This window comes from Rhizobium sp. CSW-27, from assembly GCF_018760785.1.
GTDB lineage: Bacteria > Pseudomonadota > Alphaproteobacteria > Rhizobiales > Rhizobiaceae > Neorhizobium.
In genome coordinates, this window is sequence record NZ_JAHHZO010000014.1 from 34,702 (window position 1) to 60,340 (window position 25,639).

28 protein-coding genes are annotated in these 25,639 nt (G+C 63.6%); 13 read left to right on the top strand and 15 right to left on the bottom strand.

The genetic code is table 11. The features are described from left to right. Entirely contained in the window at positions 1-933 is a 933-nt protein-coding gene (locus KLP42_RS21445) for an endonuclease/exonuclease/phosphatase family protein (RefSeq protein ID WP_215569276.1), read from the bottom strand. A gap of 351 nt (positions 934-1,284) precedes the next feature. On the opposite strand from KLP42_RS21445, the gene petA reads away from it, so the two are divergent. The 5 genes from petA to KLP42_RS21470 all read left to right on the top strand — a co-directional run bounded on the left by petA (position 1,285) and on the right by KLP42_RS21470 (position 5,393). Further along, the gene (gene petA / locus KLP42_RS21450; protein ID WP_215569278.1) at positions 1,285-1,863 is read left to right on the top strand and encodes a ubiquinol-cytochrome c reductase iron-sulfur subunit; all 579 of its coding nucleotides are present in this window, start codon (positions 1,285-1,287) and stop codon (positions 1,861-1,863) included. A gap of 13 nt (positions 1,864-1,876) precedes the next feature. After that, positions 1,877-3,148, top strand: coding sequence for a cytochrome b (locus KLP42_RS21455; RefSeq protein WP_215569280.1), 1,272 nt, complete (start codon positions 1,877-1,879; stop codon positions 3,146-3,148). Positions 3,149-3,173: 25 nt separating this feature from the next. Further along, positions 3,174-4,025: a cytochrome c1 gene (locus KLP42_RS21460; protein ID WP_215569282.1), complete on the top strand. Its 852-nt coding sequence runs from the start codon at positions 3,174-3,176 to the stop codon at positions 4,023-4,025. Between the two features lie 100 nt (positions 4,026-4,125). Continuing rightward, entirely contained in the window at positions 4,126-4,668 is a 543-nt protein-coding gene (locus KLP42_RS21465) for an adenine phosphoribosyltransferase (RefSeq protein WP_215569284.1), read from the top strand. 110 nt (positions 4,669-4,778) lie between these two features. After that, on the top strand, positions 4,779-5,393 hold the full coding sequence (locus KLP42_RS21470; protein ID WP_215569286.1) for a LysE family translocator: 615 nt from the start codon (positions 4,779-4,781) through the stop codon (positions 5,391-5,393). A 30-nt stretch (positions 5,394-5,423) separates the two neighbouring features. On the opposite strand, the gene KLP42_RS21475 is transcribed toward KLP42_RS21470, so the two are convergent. Both KLP42_RS21475 and KLP42_RS21480 read right to left on the bottom strand, forming a co-directional pair. Next, positions 5,424-5,891 carry a MaoC family dehydratase gene (locus KLP42_RS21475; protein WP_215569288.1) on the bottom strand — a complete coding sequence of 156 codons (468 nt, stop codon included), beginning with the start codon at positions 5,889-5,891 and terminating at the stop codon, positions 5,424-5,426. Next, a complete protein-coding gene (locus tag KLP42_RS21480) occupies positions 5,888-6,358 on the bottom strand; it encodes a MaoC family dehydratase (RefSeq protein WP_215569290.1) in 471 nt (156 codons plus the stop codon). Before KLP42_RS21480 ends, KLP42_RS21475 begins: the two co-directional genes overlap by 4 nt. Before the next feature lie 65 nt (positions 6,359-6,423). Here KLP42_RS21480 and KLP42_RS21485 point away from each other — a divergent pair, with 65 nt between their 5' ends. The 4 genes from KLP42_RS21485 (at position 6,424) to KLP42_RS21500 (ending at position 9,650) form a co-directional block, all read left to right on the top strand. After that, entirely contained in the window at positions 6,424-7,080 is a 657-nt protein-coding gene (locus KLP42_RS21485) for a Crp/Fnr family transcriptional regulator (RefSeq protein ID WP_215569292.1), read from the top strand. Positions 7,081-7,172: 92 nt separating this feature from the next. After that, entirely contained in the window at positions 7,173-7,379 is a 207-nt protein-coding gene (locus KLP42_RS21490) for a YgaP family membrane protein (RefSeq protein ID WP_215569293.1), read from the top strand. 69 nt (positions 7,380-7,448) lie between these two features. Then, positions 7,449-8,438 (top strand): SLAC1 anion channel family protein, encoded by a 990-nt coding sequence (locus KLP42_RS21495; RefSeq protein WP_215569295.1) that lies wholly within the window; start codon positions 7,449-7,451, stop codon positions 8,436-8,438. Positions 8,439-8,552: 114 nt separating this feature from the next. Then, complete coding sequence (locus tag KLP42_RS21500; protein ID WP_215569297.1) at positions 8,553-9,650, top strand: hypothetical protein; 1,098 nt, start codon at positions 8,553-8,555, stop codon at positions 9,648-9,650. 44 nt (positions 9,651-9,694) lie between these two features. On the opposite strand, the gene ychF is transcribed toward KLP42_RS21500, so the two are convergent. Further along, positions 9,695-10,798, bottom strand: coding sequence for a redox-regulated ATPase YchF (ychF, locus tag KLP42_RS21505; RefSeq protein ID WP_215569304.1), 1,104 nt, complete (start codon positions 10,796-10,798; stop codon positions 9,695-9,697). 229 nt (positions 10,799-11,027) lie between these two features. Here ychF and clpS point away from each other — a divergent pair, with 229 nt between their 5' ends. Beyond that, entirely contained in the window at positions 11,028-11,336 is a 309-nt protein-coding gene (gene clpS, locus KLP42_RS21510; protein ID WP_215569307.1) for an ATP-dependent Clp protease adapter ClpS, read from the top strand. 2 nt (positions 11,337-11,338) lie between these two features. On the opposite strand, the gene KLP42_RS21515 is transcribed toward clpS, so the two are convergent. From KLP42_RS21515 to lgt, 11 genes are all read right to left on the bottom strand, one after another. Further along, positions 11,339-11,788, bottom strand: coding sequence for a GNAT family N-acetyltransferase (locus KLP42_RS21515; protein WP_215569457.1), 450 nt, complete (start codon positions 11,786-11,788; stop codon positions 11,339-11,341). Between the two features lie 5 nt (positions 11,789-11,793). Beyond that, complete coding sequence (pth, locus tag KLP42_RS21520; protein WP_215569314.1) at positions 11,794-12,531, bottom strand: aminoacyl-tRNA hydrolase; 738 nt, start codon at positions 12,529-12,531, stop codon at positions 11,794-11,796. 82 nt (positions 12,532-12,613) lie between these two features. Next, positions 12,614-13,342, bottom strand: a complete 729-nt coding sequence (locus KLP42_RS21525) for a substrate-binding periplasmic protein (RefSeq protein WP_252193160.1) — start codon at positions 13,340-13,342, stop codon at positions 12,614-12,616. 38 nt (positions 13,343-13,380) lie between these two features. Next, complete coding sequence (locus KLP42_RS21530; protein WP_215569316.1) at positions 13,381-15,786, bottom strand: putative bifunctional diguanylate cyclase/phosphodiesterase; 2,406 nt, start codon at positions 15,784-15,786, stop codon at positions 13,381-13,383. 262 nt (positions 15,787-16,048) lie between these two features. After that, entirely contained in the window at positions 16,049-16,645 is a 597-nt protein-coding gene (locus KLP42_RS21535) for a 50S ribosomal protein L25/general stress protein Ctc (protein ID WP_215569318.1), read from the bottom strand. A 268-nt stretch (positions 16,646-16,913) separates the two neighbouring features. Continuing rightward, complete coding sequence (locus KLP42_RS21540) at positions 16,914-17,846, bottom strand: ribose-phosphate pyrophosphokinase (RefSeq protein ID WP_215569320.1); 933 nt, start codon at positions 17,844-17,846, stop codon at positions 16,914-16,916. A gap of 145 nt (positions 17,847-17,991) precedes the next feature. Beyond that, positions 17,992-19,134, bottom strand: a complete 1,143-nt coding sequence (locus tag KLP42_RS21545; RefSeq protein ID WP_215569322.1) for a hypothetical protein — start codon at positions 19,132-19,134, stop codon at positions 17,992-17,994. A gap of 215 nt (positions 19,135-19,349) precedes the next feature. Further along, positions 19,350-20,501 (bottom strand): M24 family metallopeptidase, encoded by a 1,152-nt coding sequence (locus KLP42_RS21550; RefSeq protein WP_215569324.1) that lies wholly within the window; start codon positions 20,499-20,501, stop codon positions 19,350-19,352. Between the two features lies 1 nt (position 20,502). After that, positions 20,503-21,291: a peptidoglycan editing factor PgeF gene (pgeF, locus tag KLP42_RS21555; protein ID WP_215569461.1), complete on the bottom strand. Its 789-nt coding sequence runs from the start codon at positions 21,289-21,291 to the stop codon at positions 20,503-20,505. A gap of 138 nt (positions 21,292-21,429) precedes the next feature. Beyond that, on the bottom strand, positions 21,430-22,533 hold the full coding sequence (locus KLP42_RS21560) for a class I SAM-dependent methyltransferase (protein ID WP_215569326.1): 1,104 nt from the start codon (positions 22,531-22,533) through the stop codon (positions 21,430-21,432). An 18-nt stretch (positions 22,534-22,551) separates the two neighbouring features. Next, positions 22,552-23,394, bottom strand: coding sequence for a prolipoprotein diacylglyceryl transferase (gene lgt, locus KLP42_RS21565; RefSeq protein ID WP_215569329.1), 843 nt, complete (start codon positions 23,392-23,394; stop codon positions 22,552-22,554). Positions 23,395-23,620: 226 nt separating this feature from the next. On the opposite strand from lgt, the gene KLP42_RS21570 reads away from it, so the two are divergent. The 3 genes from KLP42_RS21570 (at position 23,621) to proC (ending at position 25,630) form a co-directional block, all read left to right on the top strand. Beyond that, the gene (locus KLP42_RS21570; protein WP_215569331.1) at positions 23,621-23,881 is read left to right on the top strand and encodes an accessory factor UbiK family protein; all 261 of its coding nucleotides are present in this window, start codon (positions 23,621-23,623) and stop codon (positions 23,879-23,881) included. Positions 23,882-24,311: 430 nt separating this feature from the next. Beyond that, a complete protein-coding gene (locus KLP42_RS21575; RefSeq protein WP_215569333.1) occupies positions 24,312-24,812 on the top strand; it encodes a type III secretion system chaperone family protein in 501 nt (166 codons plus the stop codon). After that, positions 24,812-25,630: a pyrroline-5-carboxylate reductase gene (gene proC / locus KLP42_RS21580; protein ID WP_215569335.1), complete on the top strand. Its 819-nt coding sequence runs from the start codon at positions 24,812-24,814 to the stop codon at positions 25,628-25,630. The genes KLP42_RS21575 and proC overlap by 1 nt, the downstream gene beginning before the upstream one ends. The last annotated feature ends 9 nt before the right edge of the window (positions 25,631-25,639 follow it).

Below are 25,639 nucleotides of genomic sequence, written 5' to 3' on the forward strand. Positions count from 1 at the left end.
CTATTGCGCCGGCGGCAGGATGAGGTCGCCGATCAGGCCGTAATGGTTCGATCCATGCGCGTCGGCGATGCGTGTCACGCTTCGGATGGCAATCGGTGCCTTCACGTAGATATGGTCGATCGGCACGCCCCAGTCGCCCGCGCCGACCGGCCATGTGCCGGGCTGGAAGGCTGAATGTCGAAGCCCCGTGTTGCGCAGGAAATCCTGCATGTCCGGACCGATGCTGGAGGCGTTGAAGTCACCCGAGAGGATATAGGGACCCTGAATGCCGGCGAGCGCACGGGCAGCGTTGTCCAGATCCTCTTCGTGATAGCTGTCGAAATAAGGTTTCGTCGTGTGAATGGCCACTATGGTTGCGGGAACCGACGGAAGGGCGGCCTTGGCGACGATGATGCGTTGCTGCGACATCTGCCCCATGTTGCCGATGCCCCCTTCCAGCGGAAATTTCGACACCATCAGCAGGTCGCAGGCCTTGGTTTTTTCACCGCAGCCGATTCGGTAGGGATAGGTGGCGTAGAGGCGCGGAAGGTCCGGGATGATACCCCGGGCCTCCATGATATTGGCCACGTCGGCGCCCGAGGCGAGGATTTCGTCCACGATGGCGGCGGAATTGAAAACGTTCGTTCCAAGTACATTGAAGGAGAGCAGACGGAAGGGATGCCCCTGCTGCGGCGCGGAATCCTGCGCGAAGCGCTCCGACAGCACGAAGCCGTGCACGAACAGTGCAAGCGCCAGGCTCAGCACCAGCATGCCGAAAATGTTGAAGCGAATGATCAGTGCAAGCGCAGCAACGCCGATGGCAATCGCCGCCAGATGGAGCTGCAGATTGTGAAAGATCGCGAAGAGAAAGCTGTCGGTGAAGAAACGGCTGGCAATCAGCGCCAGAACCACTGCCGTCAGCAGGGAAAGACCGAAGGAAAGAAACGGACGCATGGGATCCTGGACTGCGCGGCGGGAGCCGTTGCTGTATCATGCGCCGTTGTGCGTCGCAACAAAGGCGGGCGTGCAGACCATGACGAGGGGTGCAATCAGCCGGCTGCGGACACTTCATCGGCCGGCGTCGTCATCGAGGCGGATCTGGCTGTGGAGACAAGGCAATCTTCTTGTCGGATGTCATGCCCGCGACAATCTGCCCGTATCCAGTGTGCCACTCTGGACTTATCCTGCGATCATGACTAGAAATTTGCGTGGGGGAAGTAGAGTCCAATTGTGTCCGAATTGGAACTCGGAGGGGTGAGGGGGCATGCATTATCATCACATTTCTGTGCAGAGGGTGGCTAGACCGTGAGCGAGCACGACACGACGAGCGGAACCGTGGGCGAGCCTACGCGCCGCGATTTCCTATACCTGACGACGGGCATGGCGGGCGCTGTCGGCGCTGTTGCCGTTGCATGGCCCTTCATTGACCAGATGCGGCCGGATGCCTCCACGCTGGCGCTTGCCTCGATCGAGGTGGACGTCTCCGGCCTTGAGCCGGGCATGTCGCTGACGGTGAAGTGGCGCGGCAAGCCGGTCTTCATCCGCAACCGCACGGCAAAGGAAATTGAGGAGGCCAAGGCCGTCCAGCTTGCCGAACTGAAGGATCCCGTCGCCCGCAATGCCAACATCGCGGCCGATGCGCAGGCGACCGACATCGATCGTTCGGCCGGCGAGGGCAAGGAGAACTGGATCGTCATGATCGGTTCCTGCACCCATCTCGGCTGTGTTCCGCTTGGCCAGTCCGGCGATTTCGGCGGATGGTTCTGTCCCTGCCATGGCTCGCACTACGATACGGCGGGCCGCATTCGCAAAGGTCCGGCGCCGCAGAACCTGGCCATCCCGACATTTACATTTACGACCGATACCGTGATCCGGATCGGGTGAGGGGACATCAAGAATGAGTGGGCATTCCAGCTATCAGCCTTCCACGGGCCTTGAGAAGTGGATCGACGCACGGCTTCCCCTGCCGCGTCTGATGTATGACAGCTTCGTCGCCTATCCGGTGCCGCGCAATCTCAACTACGCCTACACCTTCGGCGGCATGCTTTCGATCATGCTGCTGGTCCAGATCCTGACCGGTGTCGTGCTGGCCATGCATTACGCAGCGGAAACGACGGTGGCGTTCAACTCCGTCGAAAAGATCATGCGCGATGTCAATCACGGCTGGCTGCTGCGCTACATGCATGCCAACGGTGCGTCCTTCTTCTTCATCGCGGTCTACCTGCATATCGCCCGCGGCCTCTATTACGGCTCCTACAAGGCGCCGCGCGAAATCCTCTGGATCCTCGGCGTGGTGATCTTCCTGCTGATGATGGCCGCCGCCTTCATGGGCTATGTCCTGCCCTGGGGCCAGATGTCCTTCTGGGGCGCCACCGTCATCACCGGCTTCTTCTCGGCCTTTCCGCTGGTCGGCGAATGGATCCAGCAGTTCCTGCTCGGCGGCTTTGCTGTCGACCAGCCGACGCTGAATCGCTTCTTCTCGCTGCATTACCTGCTGCCCTTCATGATCGCCGGCGTCGTCATCCTGCATGTCTGGGCGCTGCATGTGACCGGCCAGACCAATCCGACCGGCATCGAGGTTAAGACCAAGACCGATACCGTTCCCTTCACGCCCTATGCGACGCTGAAGGATGCGCTCGGGCTTTCGGTCTTCCTGCTGGTCTATGCCTGGTTCGTGTTCTACATGCCGAACTACCTCGGTCATCCGGACAACTACATCATGGCCGATCCGCTGAAGACCCCGGCGCATATCGTGCCGGAATGGTACTTCCTGCCCTTCTACGCCATGCTGCGCGCCATCACCTTCAATGTCGGCCCGATCGATTCCAAGCTCGGCGGCGTGCTGGTGATGTTCGGTGCCATCATCGTGCTGTTCTTCCTGCCGTGGCTCGACACGTCGAAGGTGCGCTCGGCCGTCTATCGGCCGTGGTACAAGCTGTTCTTCTGGATCTTCGTTGCCAACTCCATCATGCTGGGCTGGCTCGGTGCCATGCCGGCGGAAGGCATCTATGTCATCCTGTCTCAGATGGGCACCCTGTACTATTTCGCCTTCTTCCTGGCGATCATGCCGTTGCTTGGCCTCTTCGAGACGCCAAGGCGCATGCCGAATTCCATCACGGAAGCCGTTCTTGCCAAGAATGGCAATGTGACGGCCGACATGCGCGCCTGATGTGCCAGACAGAGAGGACGAAACAATGAAGATGCTGGTCAAGAGCCTCCTGTCCCTCGCCTTGCTCGCCGGTCTCGCGACCGGCGCTCAGGCTGCGGAAGAAGCGGAGCATGCCACCCCGCATTATCCGATCCACCACCCCAAGCACGTGGACTGGAGTTTTGCCGGGCCTTTCGGCCATTACGACAAGGGGCAGTTGCAGCGTGGCCTGAAGGTCTATGCCGAAGTCTGTTCCGCCTGCCATTCGATGAACCTCGTTGCCTTCCGCACGCTGGAGGGGCTTGGCTATTCGGATGCGCAGGTGAAGGCCTTTGCCGCCAATTACGAAGTGCAGGACGGTCCGAACGACGAGGGTGAGATGTTCACCCGCAAGGCGGTTCCCTCGGATCATTTTCCGTCGCCCTTCCCGAACACCCAGGCCGCCGCTGCAGCCAATAACGGGGCGGCCCCTCCGGATTTCTCGCTGATCGCCAAGGCGCGCGGCGTGACGCGCGGTTTCCCGCAATTTGTCTTCGACATCTTCACCCAGTATCAGGAAGGCGGGCCGGACTATATCTACTCGCTTCTCACCGGCTACCAGGAGCCGCCGGCGGGTGTGGAAGTGCCGGCCGGGACCCACTACAACCCGTATTTTGCCGCGGCTGCGTCGCTGGCCATGGCTCCGCCGCTCTCGGACGGTCAGGTTACCTATGATGACGGTGCGCCGCAGACACTCGACCAGTATGCCAAGGACGTTTCCGCCTTTCTGATGTGGGCCGCAGAGCCGCATCTGGAGGAGCGCAAGCGCACCGGCTTCATGGTCATGGTGTTCCTGGCGATCTTCACGATCCTGATCTATCTGACGAAGAAGTCCGTCTACGCCAACAAGGAGCATTGAGCCCGGCGTGCGGTGCGGTTAAGAAGGCGGCTTTCGGGCCGCCTTTTTCATGTGGTGAAAGCGATGCGGCCCCCAACCTGACCAGCCAGCGGAAGATCCCATGTCCGACAATGCAAATTCGCTCGCCGCCTCGATCCGTGCCATTCACGATTATCCGAAGCCGGGCATCATCTTTCGCGATATCACCACGCTGCTCGGCGATGCGAAGGCCTTCCGCCAGGCGGTGGACGAACTGGTGCGTCCCTACCAGTCGCTCTCGGTCGATCAGGTGGCAGGCATCGAGGCACGCGGCTTCATCCTCGGCGGCGCCATGGCCCACCAGCTGTCCTCCGGCTTCGTGCCGATCCGCAAGAAGGGCAAGCTGCCGCACACCACCGTCAGCGTGGCCTACAGCCTCGAATACGGCGTGGATGAAATGGAAATGCATGTGGATGCGGTAAAGCCCGGCGAGAAGGTCATCCTGTGCGACGATCTGATCGCCACCGGCGGCACCGCCGAAGGGGCGGTGAAGCTGCTGCGCCAGATCGGCGCCGAAGTGGTATCGGCCTGCTTCGTCATCGACCTGCCGGAACTAGGCGGCCGCAGCAAGCTGGAGGCGCTTGGTGTCGAGGTGCGCACGCTGGTCTCCTTCGACGGCCACTGATAACACGCAAGCCACTGATCAGAGGGCGCTGGCTTGGGCTGCGGCTGAGAGACTTGCCGGAAGGCTGCGTCAGGCGTAGCCTCGTTCCCAACAAGATCAGGGGAACGATCATGGACATCTCAACGCTGGTCGCCTTCGGCGCGACATTCTTCGTGTTTGCCGCCAGTCCCGGACCGGACAACATGACCATCCTGGCCCGCACCGTCCATGGTGGTGCGGCCTCCGGGTTTGCCTACGGGCTCGGCACCGTCACCGGCATCCTCGTCTTCCTCACGCTGGCCTGCTTCGGCCTGTCGGCGGTGGCAGCCGAGATGGGCGCCGGCATGGTGTTTCTGCGTTATGCGGGTGCGGCCTATCTCGTGTGGATGGGCATCCGCATGTGGATGGCGCCAGCCGTCGTGCCGGAAGCGCGCGCAACGATTGATGCGGGGGATCTGCGGCGCGGTTTTCTCACCGGTGTCCTGCTCAATCTCGGCAATCCCAAGATGCCGCTGTTCTACGTGGCGCTGCTGCCCAATGTCGTCGGGCCGAACCTGACGCTCAGCGATCTTCTGAGCCTTGCTCTTGTCATTCTCCTGGTGGAGGCCGTGGTGATTGGCGGTCATGTGCTGCTGGCCAGCCGGGCGCGCGGTCTGTTGCGCAGCCCGCGCGTGGTGCGCCGCGTCAACCGCGGCGCCGCAGCGCTGATGGTCGGGGCGGGGGCGGCGGTGATCGCCACCCGCTAGTCCGGCAGGACCGCCCGTCGGGCGGGCGGTTCAGGCAAATTCCAGCACATTGCTTTCGAAGCGGATGACGACATCGCCATGCTGGTTGATGCCTTCGTTCAGCGTCGTGTTGATCCAGGTGCCGGGCCGTGACGCCAGTTCGCGGCTGGCCTGCAGCGTTGCAAAATAGGTGATGCGGTCACCGGCATAGACCGGCCGCAGCCATTGCAGTTTGCGGAAGCCGGGGGAGGGGCCGAGTTTCGGCGGGGCGACGCCTTGGCGGCGCAGACGTTCGCTCTCTGTGGCCCAGTAGACAAGGAACATCTTCATCCAGCCGGCGCAGGTATGCCAGCCGGAGGCACACAATCCGCCAAAGACGAAGGCCTTGGCCGCCTCCGGATCGAGGTGGAAGGGCTGCGGATCGAACTTTTCGGCAAAGCGGATGATGTCTTCGGCGGAAAATTCCAGCGTTCCCGCTTCGATGCGGGTGCCGATGGTCATCAGTTCGGCAAATCTCATGCCTTGCTCTCCCCGTTTTCGCGCATGCGGAACATGATCGACTGTTCGGCCACGCACACGGTCTCGCCGCGCTGGTTGCCGAGTTCGGTGCGCATGCGCACGATGCCGATGCCCGGGCGCGATTTCAGCGCCCGCGCCTCCAGCACCACGCCCTGGCCCTCGATCGTGTCGCCCGCCAGCACCGGCTTTTTCCAGTCCATCTGTTCGACGCCTGGTGCCCCCTGGCAGGTAGAGCGGCCGATGAAGCTGTCGACGATCATCCGCATCATCATGGCTGAGGTATGCCAGCCGGAGGCGGAGAGTCCGCCGAGAATGCTGGCCTTGCCGGCCTCCTCGGAAAGATGCATCGGCTGTGGGTCGAATTCTGTCGCGAATTCAATGATTTCCGCTGCGGAAACCGTTTTCGGGCCAAGCGGGAACTGCCGCCCGGGTGTAAAATCTTCAAAATGGAGCCTGTCTGCCTGCATCCGCTGTTCATTCCTTCTCAGAATATGCAGAATGGGTCTTATGCCCCCAAATCGAGAGAGGGTCCATGAGTCATTGGCTGGATGAGGCGGGTTTCCTTGCGGCGCTTGATGCGGATGGACGGCGGGAACTGCAGGGACTCAGGCCCGTGCATGTGCCGGCGCGCACCACGCTGTTTCGCCCCGGTGATGCAGCCCAGAGCTTCGTCGTGCTGCTGTCCGGCCGGATCGGCGTCTATCTGACCGGCCGCAACGGCCGGGAACTGCTGCTCTACGCGGTGACGCCGGGAGAGACCTGCGTGCAGACCACGCTCGGCGTGCTGGGTGGAGCTCCCTATACCGGCGAGGCGATTGCCGAAACCGATCTGGTCGCCGTGATGGTGCCGCCTGCCGTCTTCGAACGTCTGATGGCGGGGTCGGCTCCCTTCCGGCAGTTCGTCTTTCATGCTTTTGCCGCGCGTCTGGGCGATCTGATGTTCGTTCTGGAACAGGTGGCCTTCGTCAGGGTGGAACAGCGACTGGCGCGGGCACTGATCGAACGCGCCGATGCCGCGGGCGAGGTCCTGGCCACCCATCAGGATCTGGCGGTGGCGATCGGCACCGCCCGGGAAGTGGTGTCGCGCCGGCTGGAGGCGATGGCCTCGAAAGGGTGGATCGCCAGCGAACGCGGTTCGGTGCGTCTCCTCGACCGGGCGGCGCTGGCAAAAATGGCCTTGCAGGACTGACATTGTGCCGGATCCGGTGACTTAGTCACCGAACGCCGGCATGGTGCGCGGTAGCGTGACCCTCATCCGCTGAAACCCAAAGGGAGAAGGTCATGTTTGCCAAGAATATCGGGTCCATCGATCGCATGCTGCGCATCGTCGCAGGTCTGGTTCTGCTGTCGCTGTTCTTCATCTTCCCGGACGCTTCCTGGCGCTATGTCACGCTGATCGGCGTGGTGCCGCTGCTGACGGGCCTGCTATCGTCCTGCCCGCTCTACAGCCTGTTCGGCATTTCCACCTGCCCGGTCCACAAGGCCTGAGGCGCCAGCGGGGGCCGGCTGACACCCCCGGCCGGCCCTTGCGCATGTCTTTGACGGGATGGATAATCCATGACCACGCTTGATCACCCACAGCCTCCGCTCGTCGCATCCGGGCGGGGCAGCCTGCAGCATCTGCCGCTTCCGCTGTTTGCCGTGCCGATGGGGCTTGGCGGGCTTGCGCTGGCCTGGCGGGAGGCCGCAGCCACCATTGGCGCACCCGCACTGGTTGGCGAAGGGCTGATGGTGCTCGCGGCCATCGCCTGGCTCGTCATTCTGCTCGCGCATGCGCTGCGGGCGACGCGCCACCCCGCCGCCCTGGCGGCGGATCTCGTTCATCCGATCCGCAGTGCTTTTGCCGGCGCCGTCTCCATCGGCCTTCTGATCCTCTCCGGCGGAGCCATGGCCTATTCCACGCAGCTTGCCGCTGCCGTCTGGCTGGCTGGCGTATCGCTGCATCTGGTGGTGGGCGTGTGGATCGTGCGTAGCCTGCTTTTGAAGCCGCGCGACGCGGCCACGCTGACACCGCCGCTGCTCATCCCGCTGGTAGGCAATGTGCTGGCGCCGATCTTTGGCGCGAAGCTCGGTTTCGTGACGATGTCCTGGATGCTGTTCGGTCTCGGTGCGGCCCTTTGGCTCCTGGTGCAGCCGCTGATCCTGCTGCGCCTCGCCACGGGGCCGCAGCTTCCGGCGAGGATGCGGCCGACGCTTGCGATCCTGCTCGCACCGCCGGCGGTCGGCAGCATCGCCCTTGCCGCACTGACCGGCGGCTTTGGGCCCGGGCCGCTTGCGATCTATGCGCTGGCCGCCCTTATCGCCGTGGTGCTGTTGACCCTTGTGCCGGTGTTCCGCACGGCCCCCTTCGCGATGTCCTGGTGGGGCTATACCTTTCCGGCGGCCGCCTTTGCCATCGCGTCGCTGAAGGCAGCGCATCACGCACCGATGGACTGGCATGCGCCGGCTCTCTGGCTGCTGCTTCTCCTCGTCAGCGCCGTCATCGCCGGTGTCTGCCTGGTCACGCTGAAGGCCGCGTGGAGCGGTCACCTGCTGCAGCCTGAATGATGCCTGCGCGCCTGCATGGCCGGGACGCGACAAATGCCGGTTGTGTGAAGTCCGGCCTGCCCATAATGTCCTGCCAACCATGAGAGAGCCAGGGCTGGCGGAAGAGGGAGCGACATGACGGGTCTGCGCGGTGCATTGGAAGGAGCGGTCACCAGGGGGCTTGTCGAGCCGGCCAAGCTCGGTGCGCTGGAGGCGCATCTTGTGACGGTGCTGCCGGCTTTGCGGCAGATATCGGTGGAGCTTGCCGACGATGCCTCGCCGCCGGCTGTGTTCGAGACCGAGACCCCCCGCTTCATCCGCGGCTTTCACGATGTGCTCATCACGCTGGGCCTCGCCGCTCTTCTGGTCGGCGTCGGCGGGGTCGGCAGCATCATGGCGCTTCTGCCTGTGGTCATCGTCATGGCGGAAATTCTGGTGCGACGGCAGCGGCTGGCGCTCCCCGCCGTCGCGCTGACGATTGCCATGGCGGTCTGGGCCGTCTTCGTCTGCAGCCTGAACGTGCAGGCGAGCGGTTTTCCCCCGTCTGGCGGTCTGGTGCCGCTGGCCCTGGCTTTCCTGCCGTTCCCGCTGATGATGCTGGCCTTCTACTGGCGCTATCGCATCCCCGTCGCCCTGGCGCTCGTCATCCTCTCCTTCCTTTCGGTGCTGCTTGTCCTGCTGGTCGGCCTTCTGGAGATCGGACTCGGATCGACCAGCATCATCGGCGATTATCCGCGGCTTGTCCTGTGCATGGGCATCCTTGCCGCGCTCGGCCTGTTTGCGGTGGCGATGACCTACGACCTGTCGGACCCGCTCCGCCTCAGCCGCCGCTCCGATATCGCCTTCTGGCTGCATCTGGCGGCGGCGCCGGCGCTGCTCTATGCCGGACTGGCGACGCTGTTCCTGGCCTTCTTCGGCACGTTCTCGAACCTTGGCCGGCAGATCGGCTCGGTGCCGACCCCTGCCGTCATGGTGCTCATCGCCATGCTGATGCTGATCGGCGTCGTCATCGATCGCCGCGCCTTTGTGACCTCCGGGCTTATCACACTCGTCATCACCGTCACGACGCTGCTGCGCGGCAGCGAGATCAATATGGACAAGGTGATCTTCCTGTCGCTGATCACGGTCGGCGTCATCGTCCTGACGGTCGGTATCCTGTGGCCGATGCTGCGGCGGGTCGTCGTCGGCCGGCTTCCTCCGGTGCTGAAGACGAGACTGCCGCCCCTCCAGTGAGGAGGGACGGCAGTGATGATGCGCAAGCTTGAGCGCCGGGGCGATCAGGTGTTGAAGCGGAAGTGGATCACGTCGCCGTCCTGGACGACATATTCCTTGCCTTCGTCACGGCCCTTGCCGGCTTCCTTGGCGCCCACTTCGCCCTTGTAGGCGACGTAGTCATCATAGGAGATGGTGAAGGCGCGGATGAAGCCGCGTTCGAAATCGGTATGGATCACGCCGGCCGCCTGCGGCGCCTTGGTGCCGCGCACGATCGTCCAGGCGCGGCATTCCTTCGGGCCTACGGTGAAATAGGTGATGAGGTCGAGCAGGTGGTAGCCGGCACGGATCAGGCGGTCGAGGCCGGCCTCTTCCAGACCGAGAGCCGAGAGGAATTCGCGGGCTTCCTCTTCCGGAAGCTGGGCGACTTCGGCCTCGATGGCAGCGGAGATGATCACGCATTCCGCCCCTTGCGCCCTGGCCATCGCGGCCACGGCTTCGGTGTGCTTGTTGCCGGTCGAGGCATCGCCTTCCGCCACGTTGCACACGTAGAGCACCGGATGCGAGGTCAGAAGGTTCAGGCCCTTCAGGATCTCGATCTCGTCGGCGCCGAGCGTCTGCAGCAGCAGACGCGCCGGCTTGCCCTCGTTCAGAAGCTTGACGACGGCTTCCATGACCGGCAGCTGCGCCATGGAATCCTTGTCCTTGCCGGTTGCCCGCTTGCGGGTCTGCTCGACACGGCGCTCGAGGCTTTCCAGATCGGCGAGCATCAGCTCGGTCTCGATCGTCTCGGCATCGCCCACCGGGTTGATGCGGCCCTCGACATGCGTGATGTCGTCATCTTCGAAGCAGCGCAGCACATGCACCACGGCATCCACTTCGCGGATGTTGGCGAGGAATTTGTTGCCGAGACCTTCGCCCTTGGAAGCACCACGCACCAGGCCGGCAATATCCACGAAGGAAATGCGGGTCGGGATGATTTCCTTCGAGCCGGCAATGCCCGCCAGCGTTTTCATGCGCGGGTCCGGCACCGCCACTTCGCCGGTGTTCGGCTCGATGGTGCAGAAGGGATAGTTGGCTGCCTGCGCTGCGGCCGTCTTGGTCAGCGCGTTGAAGAGGGTCGACTTGCCGACATTCGGCAGGCCGACGATACCGCATTTGAAGCCCATAAGGGTTCACCCGTCTCAAGTGTTCGATCTTGCTGTGGCTATGGGGGAAAGCAGCCAGACGGTCAAGGGTCGGCGCCGCTTTCCGATGCCGGCCATTGGCGCAGTGCCGCTTTCGCACTATCTTTCACGCCATTGGCACAGGAATCTGGCATGGCCTGCGGCATCAACCGCAGACGGGCGGCAGGTGCTTCCTGTGGCCCCTCGACAGTGACAGGGATCATGTGAGTTCATGGCAAATCAGGTCGATCTTTCGCCAAAGACCGTGACGAAGCCGAAGGTCGAACGTCCGCGGCTCTACAAGGTGCTGCTGCACAATGACGATTACACGCCCCGCGAATTCGTCGTGCTGGTGCTGAAGGTGGTGTTCCGCATGGGCGCCGATGCCAGCCACCGTGTCATGATGACGGCCCACCGCATGGGCTCCTGCGTGGTGGTGGTCTGCCCCAAGGACGTGGCCGAGACCAAGGTGAAGGAGGCGATGGATCTCGCCAAGGAAGCCGAGTTTCCGCTGATGTTCACGGCAGAGCCGGAGGAATAGGCTCAGTCGTTGCGGATCTGGAAGCCCGTCTTGTTCTGCACGAGGCCGCAGCGCTCGTAGAACCGATGCACCGCTCCGTCCTGTCTGCCGGTCAGCAACATGATCTTGTAACAGTCGGCCGCAAAACCTTCCGCGATGGCATGACGCACCACGGCCTCTCCAAACCCCTGGCCGCGCCGGGAGGCGCGCGTCACCACATTTTCAATGAGGCCATAGGGGCGAGCGCCGCGCGTCAGGTTGGGGATGATGATCAGCGTCGCGGTGGCCACGACTTTCCCGTCATCTTCAGCCACGAAGATGGTGAGTCCGGGCTGCGCCAGCATCGTTTCGAAAGCGCATCTGGCCGCTTCGTCGCCGAGTGGTGGATCGGCGGGGTTCAGGTCGCGGTAGAGAAGCAGCAGGTCATCGAGGTCATCGGCCATGGCCGGGCGAAGCATCACATCCGGCCGCATGGCGCTCACTCCTCGCCCTTCCTGGAAAACATCCGTTTCAGCATGTCCGCCATCGGGCCGCTGTCTGGCAGTTTCTTTGGCTGGGTGACATTCCGGGCCTGACGGATATGCGACTGGCCGGCGGGTTTGGGGTCTTTCGGTGCCTTGGCGGGTTGGGCCGGCTCGTCCTCCGGCTTGCCGCCCACGGCGAGCGCCAGCTTGTTCATCAACTGGCTGTCCTCGTTCCTCGCCAGCATGTCGGCATGGTCGGCCAGCGCGTCGAGAAGCGGCTGCAGCCACGCCGCATCCGCCTTGGCGAAATCACCGAGCACATGATTATGCACCAGTTCCTTGGCGCCTGGATGGCCGATGCCAAGGCGCAGGCGGCGATAGTCCTTGCCGCAATGGGCGTCCAGCGATTTCACGCCGTTATGGCCGCCATGCCCGCCGCCCACCTTGATCCGCGCCTTGCCCGGCGGCAGATCAAGCTCGTCATAGATCGCCACGATGTTCTGCGGACCCAGCTTGTAGAAGCGCATGGCCTCGCCCACCGCCTCGCCGGACAGGTTCATGAAGGTCTGCGGCTTCATCAGCAGCACCTTTTCCCCCGCCAGTTCGCCTTCGGAAATCTCTGCCTTGAACTTCTTCGACCACGGGGAAAAGCCCGGCCTGCGCTGGATGGCATCAAGCGCCATGAAGCCGATATTGTGGCGGTTGCCCGCATATTTGGAGCCTGGATTGCCAAGGCCGGCGATGATCAGCATCTGAATGGTTCCCGTAATGGCGCGGCTGCTTCCCAACGCGAAACCAGGGGGAAGTCAAGCGGTTTCCGACACCGGGCGGCTGTCAGGGAGACTGGGTGACGCCGTAGGAACGGGCAATCGCCTGCATCGCGCCATTGGCGATCATGCGGTCGAGCGCGGCCTGCAGGCGCGCGACGAGAGGGGCGGGAACGGCCTTGTTGCAGGCAATGCCGAGCGTCTGTTCCGCCAGCAGCACCACCGGCTCCACCGGTTTTCCCTCGTCCCGCAGGCCGCTGATCACCGCCTCGGACATCGGCATCAGATCGATCCGGCCGCTGAGCAGCTTGCCCAGCGTGAAGTCGTAGCTGGCGCTGAGGTCGAGATGGCGGAACCCCTTCTGGCGCAGCAGCAGTTCCGTGTAGTCGTCGCGCTGGGTGCCGATGATGTAATTGCGCACATCCTCCAGCGTCTTGCCGCGGATCGGGCTGTCCTTGCGTCGAACCAGGAAGTTGCGGGTCACGGCAAGCGGCGTTACCCAATGGAAGCGGGCCTCCCGCTCGGGCGTTCGCGCCGTCAGGAACACGCAGTGGTCCGACTGCGTCTCCGCCAGCGCCAGCGCCCGCGCCCAGGGCAGAACCTCGATGGTGTAGCGGATATCGGCGCCGCTGGAGCGGATGATTTCACGCACCTGCTCGACGCTCATGCCCAGCACCTCCCCATGCAGGGAGCGATAGCTGTAGGGCGGATAGGATTCGGTGGTGAAGACCAGATTGGTCGCAAGGGCGCAATGTGCGCTCATCATGGCAATTGCGGTCATGACGAGACGTCTCATTCTCCCCTCCCATGAGCTCCTTATACTTTAGTATGAACTCATCCGGTTAAACTTTCCAGAGCCGATGTCGAGGAGCGCAGATCCGCCATCAGATCGTCGATGCCGCGCGGCGTGGAGAAGAGATAACCCTGGGCGCAATCCACGCCGATCTGCTTCAGAAGCGCGTGTTGCTGCCGGGTTTCCACCCCCTCGGCGATGACCGTGCAGTTCATCTTGTGGGAAATGGCGCTGATGCCTTCCACCAGCATGCGGCTCTTCTGCTGCACTTCCGACTGGCCGCTGCCAATGGAGCGGATGAAGGACTGATCGATCTTGACGATATCGACCGGGAAGCGGCTCATGTAGGAGAGCGAGGAATAGCCGGTGCCGAAATCGTCCAGCGCGATGCGGCAGCCGAAGGCCTGGATCTCGTCGAGGATCTTGCGCACCTTCGGATCGTCGTGCATCAGCACCGCCTCGGTGATTTCCACCACCAGACGCTGCGGATGGATGCCGTGGCGCGCCACCAGTGCCGCCAGCCGGGCCGGCAGGCTTGGCTCGAACTGCAGCGGCGAAAAATTCACCGCCACATAGGTGTGGCCCATGCCCGGCAGGCTGCTGATCCGCTGCAGGTTGGCGAGAGATTCCTCCAGCATGATCGCGCCGATCTGGTTGATCGACCCGGTTTCCTCCGCGACCTCGATGATGCGGGCGGGGGAGAGCAGGCCCTTGTTCGGGTGCCGCAGGCGCATCAGCGCCTCGAAACCCTCTATGCCGCCGGTCTGCACGTTGACGATCGGCTGGAAATGCGACTCGAACCAGCGCGAGGCCACCGCGATTTCGATGTCCCTTTCGATCTCCGCCCGCTCGCGGGCCCGGTCGAGGATCGATTCGTCGTAGATCTTGGCGCCGTTCTTGCCGTCGCGCTTTCGCACATACATGGCCATGTCGGATTTCTGCAGCAGCTCGGCGGCACTTTTCGCATGGCGCGGATAGAAGGCAAGGCCGATGCTGGCGCTGAGGCGCACGGTGGAACTGCCGGCGCGGAAGGGCGTGTCGAACATGTCGACGATCTGGCTGCAGATGGCGTTGGCGCGTGTCTCCGCCGTGGACCCGGTGATAAGCAGCGCGAACTCGTCTCCGCCGAGCCGGGCGGCCACATCGCCTTCCTCGATCAGCGGCGTTATGCGGGTGACGAACTGGCACAGCACGCTGTCACCGGAGGCGTGGCCGAGCGTATCGTTGATCGACTTGAAGCGGTCGAGATCGATAAACAGACAGGCCACGTCGGATCCGTTTCTGTCCGCCTGGGCGATCTTCTCGTCGAGCACGGCTTCGAAGCCCTGGCGGTTCAGGAGCCCGGTCAGGTGGTCGGTGATCGCCTGGCGGTGATTGCGCAGTTCCGACTGCTTGAGCTCCGTCACGTCGGTCATCACGCTGAGGGAGGTCGGGGATTCCGAGCCGGTGGCTGCCAGTTCGGTCTCCAGGATCAGCACGTCCATCACGTGCCCGTCGGCACAGAGAAAGCCGACGGTGACCTCGCAGGTTCGCGATTTCCGGTCGGACGGCGCAACCGTCGACTGGTCGCGGTAGCCGAGCGCCTTGCGGGTCAGGTAACGCATGCGGTCGGCCGGCGTGATGAGATCGACGAAGGGGCGCCCCAGCACATCCTTGCGCGCATAGCCGGTGGCAAGCAGCCAGTAATCGCTGACGGCCCAGATCAGATCCCGCTCGTTCAGCGAAAACAGCATGGCCGGCGTCAGGTTGTAGGTTTCCGTCGTCTGCTGGTGGGCAAGCTTCAGTTCCCGCTCCTCGCGCTCCAGCTGGATCTGCATCTCGTTGAAGCTCTTGGCAAGGCGGCCCATCTCGTCCGTCGAGCGCCAGTCGACATGGTGGCGCGAGCCGAGCCGGCGCGTTGCCTCGATGGCGGCGGTCAGCCGCATCAGCGGCCGGATGATCATCGTCCGGTTGCCGAGGATGGCGGCGCCGACCACCGTCAGGATCGCCACGATAAAGATCGAGATGAAGGCGAGTTCCCGGTTGTCCAGCGATGAAAAGAGCCCGACGCGGGAGAAATAGATGCTGATCGTTCCGACCTCCTGCTCCCCCTCAGGGGCGCGATAGGTGATCGCGCGGGTCATGTGATCGAGCCTTTCGCCGGTCTCGCGCAGATTGCTTTCGGTCACGTCCAGCTTGCCGAGCGTATCGGTTACCTTGACGACACGAATGCCGGCTTCGCTGCTCAGCGTGCTGGTAATCTGGCGGATGCTGTCGACGTCAAGATCCCAGAGCGGCTTGCTCAGCGCCTGCGCATTGGCGGTCAGGCGGATTTCCAGCCGTTCGCGCAGGGTTTGCGCGGCCTGTTGCGAGGACAGAGCAAGAAACAGCGTAAAGAGCGGCGCCACAATGATCAGCAGCGCCCCGCAGATGATCGCGATGAACCGGCTCTCGACGGAATGAGTCATCGAAACGGACTTCGTCTCCCTGTCGTCTTGTTCACGCACAGGGTAATCCCGGCGTCGCGCGGCATGGTTTCATCCAGTGATTAAGCATTACTGAAGCGAGACTAACAGATATATCCGTGCGCTAGCGAGTCTCTCCGGCCGAATTGTGATCGCTTCGCGACGATCTTCTGTGGGCATTTGCCTGACGGCAAAGAAAAACCCGCCAGGCGGCGCCGGGCGGGTTTCGATGTTTGCCTGTCTGGCAAGCAGGTCTGGCAGCGAGTTACTCGGCTGCGCCGTCTTCCGACGTGCCGCCGGCCGGAGCAACGATCGTGGCGATCGTGAAGTCGCGGTCGGTGATGGTCGGGGCAACGCCCGCCGGGAGCTTCACATGCGAGATGTGGATGCTGTCGCCGATCTTGAAGCCTTCGAGGTCGACGGTGATGAATTCCGGAATGTCGTTGGCCGGGCAGGTCATTTCGACTTCGTGGCGAACGATGTTCAACACGCCGCCAATCTTGATGCCGGACTTCTCTTCGTTGACGAAGTGAACCGGAATATCAACGGTAACCTGGCTGTTGGCCGAAACGCGCAGGAAATCGACGTGCATGACGAAGTCACGCACCGGATCCAGCTGGTAGTCCTTCGGCAGAACGGAGATCTTCTCGCCGTTGTAGTCGATGGTCGCAACCGTGGTCATGAAACCGCCGGCATGGATGCGCTTCGTCACCTCGTTGGTGTTGAGGGCGATCGAAATGGGGGCCTGCTTGTCACCATAGATGACAGAGGGAATGAAACCGTTGCGGCGAAGTTCACGGGAGGACCCCTTACCAACCCGTTCGCGCGCCTCGGCCTTGAGCTCGTAAGTTGCGTGGCTCATGGCATATCCTTTCGAGGTTATTTGGAGAAACTCGACGGCGGCCGATCAGCCGTGCGGCGAATTTTGAAGGGCATCGTCCGATGCGCTTCATCCGCGTTGCCTCCAAGGGTGTCTGCGCGGACGAGGGGCCTATAGACCAAGTGGGTGTTTGTTGCAAGTTCGCGACAGCCAAAAGCGCTGCTTTGCCGCGGCACGCATGCCTGAAAAGCAGATCGCCCCGCCTGCGGCGCAGGCGGGGCGATCGGGAAAGGGGAGGTGAGGCGCGTGCTCAGTCGAACAGGCTGGAGACCGACTGTTCGAGCGCCGTGCGGTTGATCGCCTCGCCAAGCAGTGCGGCGGTCGATACCACGCGGATATTCGGAGCGGACTGCACGGCCGTTGTCGGCTGGATCGAGTCGGTGATGACCAGTTCGCGAAGCTTGGACGAGCTGACGCGGGCCACCGCCCCGCCGGAGAGAACGCCGTGGGTGATATAGGCTGTGACGCTGGTCGCGCCGCTCTTCAAGAGCGCCTCGGCCGCATTGCAGAGCGTGCCGCCGGAATCGACGATGTCGTCGATCAGGATGCAGTCCTTGCCGGTCACGTCGCCGATGATGTTCATGACTTCCGACTCGCCGGCCCGCTCGCGGCGCTTGTCGACGATGGCGAGCTGACAGTCCAGACGCTTTGCCAGCGCACGGGCACGCACCACACCGCCGACGTCCGGCGATACGACCATGACGTTCTGCAGCTCGTAGTGGTCCTTCACGTCGCGGGCGAGGATCGGGGCCGCCATCAGGTTGTCGGTCGGGATGTCGAAGAAGCCCTGGATCTGGCCTGCATGCAGGTCGAGCGTCATGACGCGATCGGCGCCGGCCTCGGTGATCAGGTTGGCAACGAGCTTGGCCGAGATCGGCGTGCGGCCGGAGGCCCGACGGTCCTGACGCGCATAGCCGAAATAGGGAAGCACTGCCGTGATGCGCTTTGCCGAGGAACGGCGGAAGGCATCGATCATGATCAGCAGTTCCATCAGATGATCGTTGGTGGGGAAGGACGTGGACTGCACCACGAAGACATCTTCACCGCGCACGTTTTCCTGGATCTCTACGAAGATTTCCTGGTCTGCAAACCGTCTGACGCTCGCTTTTCCGACTGGAACATTAAGATAGGAACAGATCGCGTCGGCCAAATGCCGGTTCGAATTCCCTGCGAAAACCTTCATTGGGGTCCGCCTGTTTTGCCGCTGGATGGGCGCCTTTTACCGCTGCCGTGCCCGAATGCAATACCGAACCGGCGCCATCAAGCACTTTTTGTGAAAGCAGCATGAAACATGGTAAGCGGCCCGGCGGAACCGGCAGGCATCCGGTTCAACCCTGCAGCCCCTCGCGCCAGTCCATGTAGGACGCGATCGTCTTCTGTGCGATGGCCCGCATCGTCTCCGGCGGGACTGCCGCCCACGGATCGCCGCCGGAATAGGCGACACGCTCCTGGCCCTGGATGCGGTTCAGCCGGTTGCCGCGGCTGTCCAGCACGTCCCAGACATAGTTGACGGTGAGCTGGCCATCCTCCGCCACTGCGGACAGATAGCCCTTCAGGATGTGTTCGCTGCTGGTATCGGTGGAGGCCCTGATGGTGAGACCGCTGGCTCGGGCCGAGACACCGAGCTGCCGCGAAAGAGGCGTGACAGCCTCCACAGGTGCGCCGATGATCGGCAGGAAGCGGATCGAGCCGACGGTGGTGCCGGCGGGCGGCAGGGCAGCGTTCTCCTCTGCCTGCCGCTGCAGCGGCTGGGGCGAGGCGCTCGGCGAAAGCTGGCGCGCCCGCGCGGCCTGGTCGGACGGCGCAGCGGCTGCCTGCTGCGCAGATGCTGCCGTCTGCTGCGGGGCGCGGGGTCTCGTCGCCGGCGCCGTTGCCTTGAGTGCCGGGGATCGCTCGGCCTGCCGGCGCGGCGGCGCGGCCGGCGTGCTGCGGGCAAGCGGTGCCGAGGCAACGGGCGAGCGGCCGCCGCGATCGACCACGCGAGCCTGAGCTTCAAGCGTGCCGGGTGGCGGCGCGCTGTAGGTGCTCTGCTGCGAATAGGCGGGTGCCGGCTGGACCGGCGGCAGCGGCGCGCTCTGATAGCTGCCGTAGCCGTTGTTTGCCGGATAGGTCGGATTTGCCGGATAGGCGGGCGACGGTGCGTAATAGCTGTTTCCGTCATAGGCCTGCTGCGGATAGGCACTCTGCGGTTGCGCATAGGCAGGGGCCGGAGGGTAGCTGCCCGCATCCGCATAGACAGGCGGATCGCGCTGATAATCGCCATAGTCAGCATAGCTGTCGGATGGCGCGCTGTAGCTGGATACCGGCATGTCGGCATAGGGGTCACGATAATCCGGCACGCCGTTGGACGTACGCCGCGTGGCATAGGCCGGGGAGCGGACCGGGCGCGTCGCGGCGATGCGGGAACTGCCGCCATCCGGAAGGCGGTAGAGCAGCTGGTCTCCCGGTGCCGGCGTGCTGTAGCGCGCCATCGGGCGACCGTAACCCGACCCGACATTGGCCGGTGGAACGAGGTCATCCGCCGAACTGCAGGATCCGAGCACAAATAGAACGGCGACCAAGGCAAGCCACGGCCTCCACCAGTCCAAGCCGAACATACGCAATACCCCTCACCGTCCCACTAGGAGACAAGTTTACGGCGCATGTTTACTTGGAGTCAACCATTCCAAGCTTCACGAATTCTGTTCTAAAGGTTAATCATTTCCAGATTATGCCGGGAAAGCGCCTTGGGGGCCTCCTCGGTCGTCAGGTAGGTGTGGCCGAGCGTCATGGCTGTTCCGCTGTCGGAATCCATGATGATCATGTGCACGAACAATGACATGTCGGGCAGGATCTCCTGGGGATTGCCGAGGTGGAACATCTGGTGCTCCATCCAGGAGGGGGAGAAGCGGGCGCCGAGCGAGTAGCCGCAGGCATTGAGCCTATGCCGGGTCAGGCCGCGCGCATCGATGATGCGGGCATGCGTATCGAACACGTCGCCGAAGGTGTGGCCGGGCCGCAGCACAGCTTCGATCGCCTCGATGGTTTCGCGGCAGGCATTGTAGAGCTCGCGATGGCGGCTGTTCGGCTCGCCGATCACCACTGTCCTCATCATGGCGGCGTGATAGTGGGCGCTGACGCCGGCCCATTCCAGCGTCAGCTGGTCCCGCGCATCGAGCCGGCGCCGGCCGGCCTTGTAGCGGCAGAGCAGGGCGTCCGGTCCCGAGCCGATGATGAATTCGTTCGCCGGATAATCACCCCCTCCGGCAAAGACGGCACCCTGCATCGCGGCGAGGATGTGCGCCTCGTCGCCGCCCGCGCGGATCAGCGGCAGGGCGGCATCGAGCGCATCGTCGGCCAGGACGGCCGCCCGCTCGACATGTGCGATCTCGGCCGCGCTCTTCACCAGCCTCAGGCGGCTGACCACGTGCGAGGCATCGACGATCTCGCCGAAGGTGGCCAGCTGGTTGTCGAGCAGGCGTGCGACGCGGCCGGTCATGCCATGCGTGTCATATTCCACGCCGATGGTGCTGCCGAGCAGGTCGAGTTCGGACAGAAGGTTCTTCAGGTCCACCGTCGGATCGGCATTCACCCGGTCCACCCAGATGCTGATATTGTCGATGATCGAGGTGTGGCGCGCCTGCCGCAGGTCCGCCGAGCGGGTGATGAGGGCCATGGAGCCGTCCGCCTTCACCACCAGGCACTGGAAGAAGCAGTAGCCGAAGGTGTCGTAGCCGGTCAGCCAGTACATGCTTTCCTGCGCAAACAGCAGCATGGCATCCAGCTTTTCCGCCTGCATGGCGGCCGTCAGGCGCGCCAGCCGCGCCGCATATTCGGTATGCTCGAAATGCAGTCCCATGTCAGTCCTCCAGGATCGCGATGGCGGAAATCTGCCGTCCGTAATCGGGTTCGCCCGCATGCGTGGTGCGGCGATAGGAAAAGAATCGGGTGGTGTCCGGATAGGTGTCGAGGTCGAGATTTTCCGCCTGCACGCCCGCCCGCTGCAGCCGCATCATGGTCAGCCCCGGCAGGTCGAACAGCGAATGCCCGGCCTTGGTCGAAGGGCGGAAGAAGCGCGCGAAGCCTGTATCGACAGCAAGGAAGCGCTCGACGAATTCCGGCCCGACCTCGTAGCTCGGCTGGGCAATCGACGGTCCGAGGCAGACGGTGATGTTTTCCCGGCGGGCGCCGAGCGCGATCATCGCCTCGATGGTGTTTTCCGCCACGCCGCCGAGCGCGCCCTTCCAGCCGGCATGGGCCGCGCCGATCACCCGGTTCCTCGCATCGGCGAACAGAAGCGGCCCGCAATCGGCCGCCAGCACGCCCAGCACGAGGCCGGGCGTGGCAGTCACCATGGCATCGGCGCTCGGTCGTTCGCCGGCATAGGAGGCATCGACGGTGACGACATCCGGTGAATGTACCTGATTGACGGTCGCCAGCCGCTCAAGCGGCTGGTCGAACCAGGCGGCGACGCGGCGGCGGTTTTCCAGCACGTCTTCGCGCCGGTCGCTGGAGCCGAGCCCAACATTGAGGCTGCCGTAAAAGCCGCCGGACACACCGCCCTGACGGGTGAAGAAGCCATGGCGGATTGTGCTTGCGCCGATCCGGGCGCTCAGCAGGGGGCTTGTGATCGGCGAGAGATCCTGCATGGGCTCGATCTGTCCGTTTTCTGAAGGATGGTGACGGGTCGGGGCGCCGCGAAGGCGCGGCCGCAGGCGCATGGCTGCTTCGTTCTGGCCTGACTGTGGCCCGAGCCCCGGCGTCCTGTCAACCGCCGGGGAGGTGGCTCAGTCCCGCGCCGGGCGGAACGGAGCAAGCGTCACTGTGGGGCTGGAAACGGCCAGAACCTTGAACAGTTCGCCCATCTTGCCTTCGCCGGCGCCGGCCAGCCGGTCGGACGAAACGGCAATCGCCCGCTGTTCCGGCTCGCTCTTGCCGCTGGCAAGGGCGGCGGCCCGCTCGGCAAGGCCAAGGCCGTAGAGGAAGTCGCCCTGGCGCAGGCAGCCGTTGATCTGGATGCCGGAGGCGCGCGCGATGCGGGCGAGATCCTCGAAGTCCACATGGCTGGTCAGGTCCGCCTCGCCGGGATGGGCAAGCGGCGGATCGTAATCATGCCTCAGCACCGCCTGCAGCGTGTCGCCGAAGCCGGTGACCATGTGGCCGTAGTCGATGATGAGCGCCGTGCCGCCATGCCGCTTCAGCCGCTCGCAGAGCGCGCTCATCACCGCCTGGCGGGCAGGGGCCACCTCGAAGATGGTGCCGTCGCGTTCCCTGGCATGCGAGGGGGGCAGGAGGGCCGGATCGATGGTGGCGATGCCGACGCCGAAGGCCAGCCTGTCGCTCGCATCAAGCCCCACCATCCGCTCGCGAAAGCCGGTCGGCGTCTTGACGAACTGGCGGATCGGGATGGCGTCGAACAGTTCGTTGGCGGCAATGAGCGTGAAGCCGCCGGGCACATCCTCGAAGGCGGCATGCCAGGTTATCTTGGAGGAATAGGCCTCCAGCGTCACCCGCTGCACGCCGCGCAGCCGGTCGCTGGTTTCGACCATGTGCACGTCGAGTTCTTCGTAAAGTGCAGGTGCCAGCCGGCGGATCACCCGCAGCATGTCCTGCATCATGGTGCCGCGACCGGGCCCGACCTCGACGAGGTTGACCGGTGTCGGGCTGCCGTGCTGCTGCCAGGCATGCACCATGAAGATGCCGAGCATCTCGCCGAACAGCTGGCTGATTTCCGGGGCCGTGACGAAATCGCCGTTTCGGCCGAACGGATCGCGCGTGCGGTAGTATCCGTGCTCCGGATCGGCCAGGCACAGGGCGAAATAATCGGTCACGCTGATCGGGCCATTGGCCCGGATGAGGTTCCTGATCTTGTCTGCAAGCGGCGTGGTCATGGATGACTCGTCCTCGCGTCAATTGGCGGCAGCGGCGCGACGGCCGCGCCAGATGGCCCACAGTCCGATCAGCAGCATCGGCAGTGACAGGACCATGCCCATGGTCAGCCAGCCGAAGGCCAGATAGCCAAGCTGCGCATCCGGCTCGCGGAAGAATTCCACGAAGATGCGCGACAGGGCGTAGCCGCACACGAAGATACCCGACACCACGCCGGGCTTGTGCAGCGACCTGAAGCCATGGGTTGCAACCCTCAGCGCGATCCATAGCACGATTCCCTCCAGAGCCGCTTCATAAAGCTGGCTCGGATGACGGGCAAACGGGCCGCCGGTGGGAAACACGATCGCCCAGGGCACATCGGTGATGCGGCCCCAGAGTTCGCCATTGATGAAATTGGCAATGCGGCCGAAGAACAGGCCGAACGGCGCGACGGCCGCCACGAGGTCGAACAGGCTCCAGACGCGGATGTTGTTGCGGCGGGCAAACAGGATCATCGTGATGGTCGTGCCCGTCAGGCCGCCGTGAAAGGACATGCCGCCGTTCCAGATCTCTATGGCGCGGACAGGATTCTCAAGCACTGCCGCCAGATCATAGAACAGCACATAGCCGATGCGTCCGCCGAGCACGATGCCGGCTGCGGCCCAGACGAGGAAATCGTCCAGCTTCTCGCGGCTCGTCGGCGGCGTGCCGCCGGGCCACAGGTTCGGACGGGCAAGCAGGCTGCGGGCATAGAGCCAGCCGAGCATGATGCCCGCAACATAGGCGAGCCCATACCAGTGGATCGCCAGAGGCCCGATGGAAAGGGCGATTGGATCAATGTTGGGAAATGGCAGAATGGCGAGGAATGATGCTGGTGAATACAAGTGTGACGTACCCTGGCCACGTGCCGCGTTTGGGCGGGAACATGGCTTCAGCCCATGTCCGGGTCAAGACCCATCTCCCGTGTTTCATGATGATCCTCAAGGAATTGGCGGGATTTTGGGCCGGATCGGCGATTCTCCTTGCAACGGCCCGCATCAGACCCTACCTCCACGCAGGCAATGAGACCGACCGCCGCCTTGCCGGCGCAGCCAACGGGAGATGAGGGTCATGTCGACCGGACCGAACCGCATGATGGATGAATTCGCGCGCCTGATGACGGATGCCGCCGGTGCGGCCCAGGGCATGCGTCGCGAGGTTGAAACCGCCTTTCAGGCCCAGGCCGAGCGTTTCCTCAACAGCATGGATCTCGTGCGCCGCGAGGAATTCGAGGTCGTTCGCGAGATGGCGATCAAGGCGCGCGATGAAAACGATGCGCTGAAGGCACGCCTTGAAGCGCTCGAAGCAAAGCTTGCCGGTGGCGCCGAGTAACGCGCCCGGCCTGCCACCTGATCATCTTGAACATCTTGCTGCGGTCTCTGGATAACGGGGGCCGCTCTTTTTTTGTCTTGACGCAAGTTTCCGCGGTTGTTTGCCCAACAAAATCGCAGCCTGTGGACACAGTCGAAAAACGCTTCAGACAGAGTCGGTTAATCGCTGCGGCTGAGGCCGCGGGCGAAGCGCAAACCTGAGTCGTCCCCGCAAAAACGAGGGGCAGGGGCTGGTGCTGGGACTCCGGGCCTATACACTGATTTTAAATGATGATTCGAAACGGCCGCCGGACAGGTTCACACAGGATGAGCGTGCTGGACTGGGCGTCGCAGGGAATCATCGAGGGGTTGGATATCCGGTGAGTACGCGTGCGTTGGTGTGTTTTTCGTTAACACGAATGTCGCTTCCATTCCGGTTTAGAGGGTGCCGCATGAGCCTCATGGAAATACAGATGGAACGCCAGTCGAATCCGGTCGACATGATCGAATTCGTCGCTGCGTCCAATGACTGGACCTTCGAGCGGTCCGGAGAGGATGAGATCGCCATGACCGTCGCCGGTCACTGGGCGGATTATCACGTCTCCTTCTCCTGGATGGAGGAGTTCGAGGCGCTGCATCTGGCCTGCGCCTTCGACATCAAGGTGCCCGAACCGCGCGTCAACGAGGTCATCCGCCTCTTGTCCCATGTCAATGGCCAGGTGCTGATGGGCCATTTCGACCTGTGGCGCCAGGAGGATGTGGTGATCTTCCGCCAGTCGCTGCTGCTGGCCGGCGGGGCCGAGCCGACCAACCAGCAGGTGGAGGTGCTGCTGTCGAGCGCGCTTGAAGCCTGCGAGACCTATTATCAGGCCTTCCAGTTCGTCGTATGGTCCGGCATGGAGGCGAAGGCCGCCATGGATGCGGTTCTGTTCGAGACCGTTGGAGAGTGCTGATGTCTGCGACTGCTTCTGGACCGGTGGTGCTTGTCGGCGCCGGCAACATGGGCGGCGCCATGCTGTCCGGCTGGCTGAAAAGCGGCTTGCCGGGCTCATCCATTCTGGTGGTCGATCCGTCGCCGTCCGAGGCAATGCAGGAAATGCTGGCCGCTGCGGGCGCACGCCACGAGACCGCGGCTCCTGCCGGTGTTGAGGCCGCGATCCTGTTTCTCGCCGTCAAGCCGCAGGTGATGGAGGCCGTTCTGCCGCCGCTGAAGCCTCTCGTCGGGTCTGGAACGGTGGTGGTCTCGGTTGCCGCCGGCAAGACGCTCGGCTTCCTTGAAAACCATCTGGGCAAGGCCGCCATGGTGCGCGCCATGCCGAATACACCGGCAATGATCGGCCGCGGCGTCACCGGTGCCCATGCCAACGGATTGGTCAGCGACGCGCAGCGGGCTGCGGTGCACGATCTCCTGAAGGTCAGCGGCCCGGTCGAATGGGTGGCCGCCGAAAGCGATATCGATGCCGTCACCGCGCTGTCCGGCAGCGGCCCGGCCTACGTGTTCTATCTGGTGGAATGCATGGCGGAAGCGGGGCGCAAGCTCGGACTTCCGGCCGATCTTGCCATGCGGCTGGCGCGCGAGACCGTAGCCGGTGCCGGCGAGCTTCTCTTCCGGTCCGGCGACGAGGCCTCACGCCTTCGCCAGAACGTCACGTCCCCCGGCGGCACGACGGCGGCAGCCCTTTCGGTGCTGATGGCCGATGACGGCATGCAGCCGCTGTTCGACGCAGCACTTGCCGCCGCCCGCAAGCGGGCCGAAGAACTGGGACGCTGAAGACAGGAC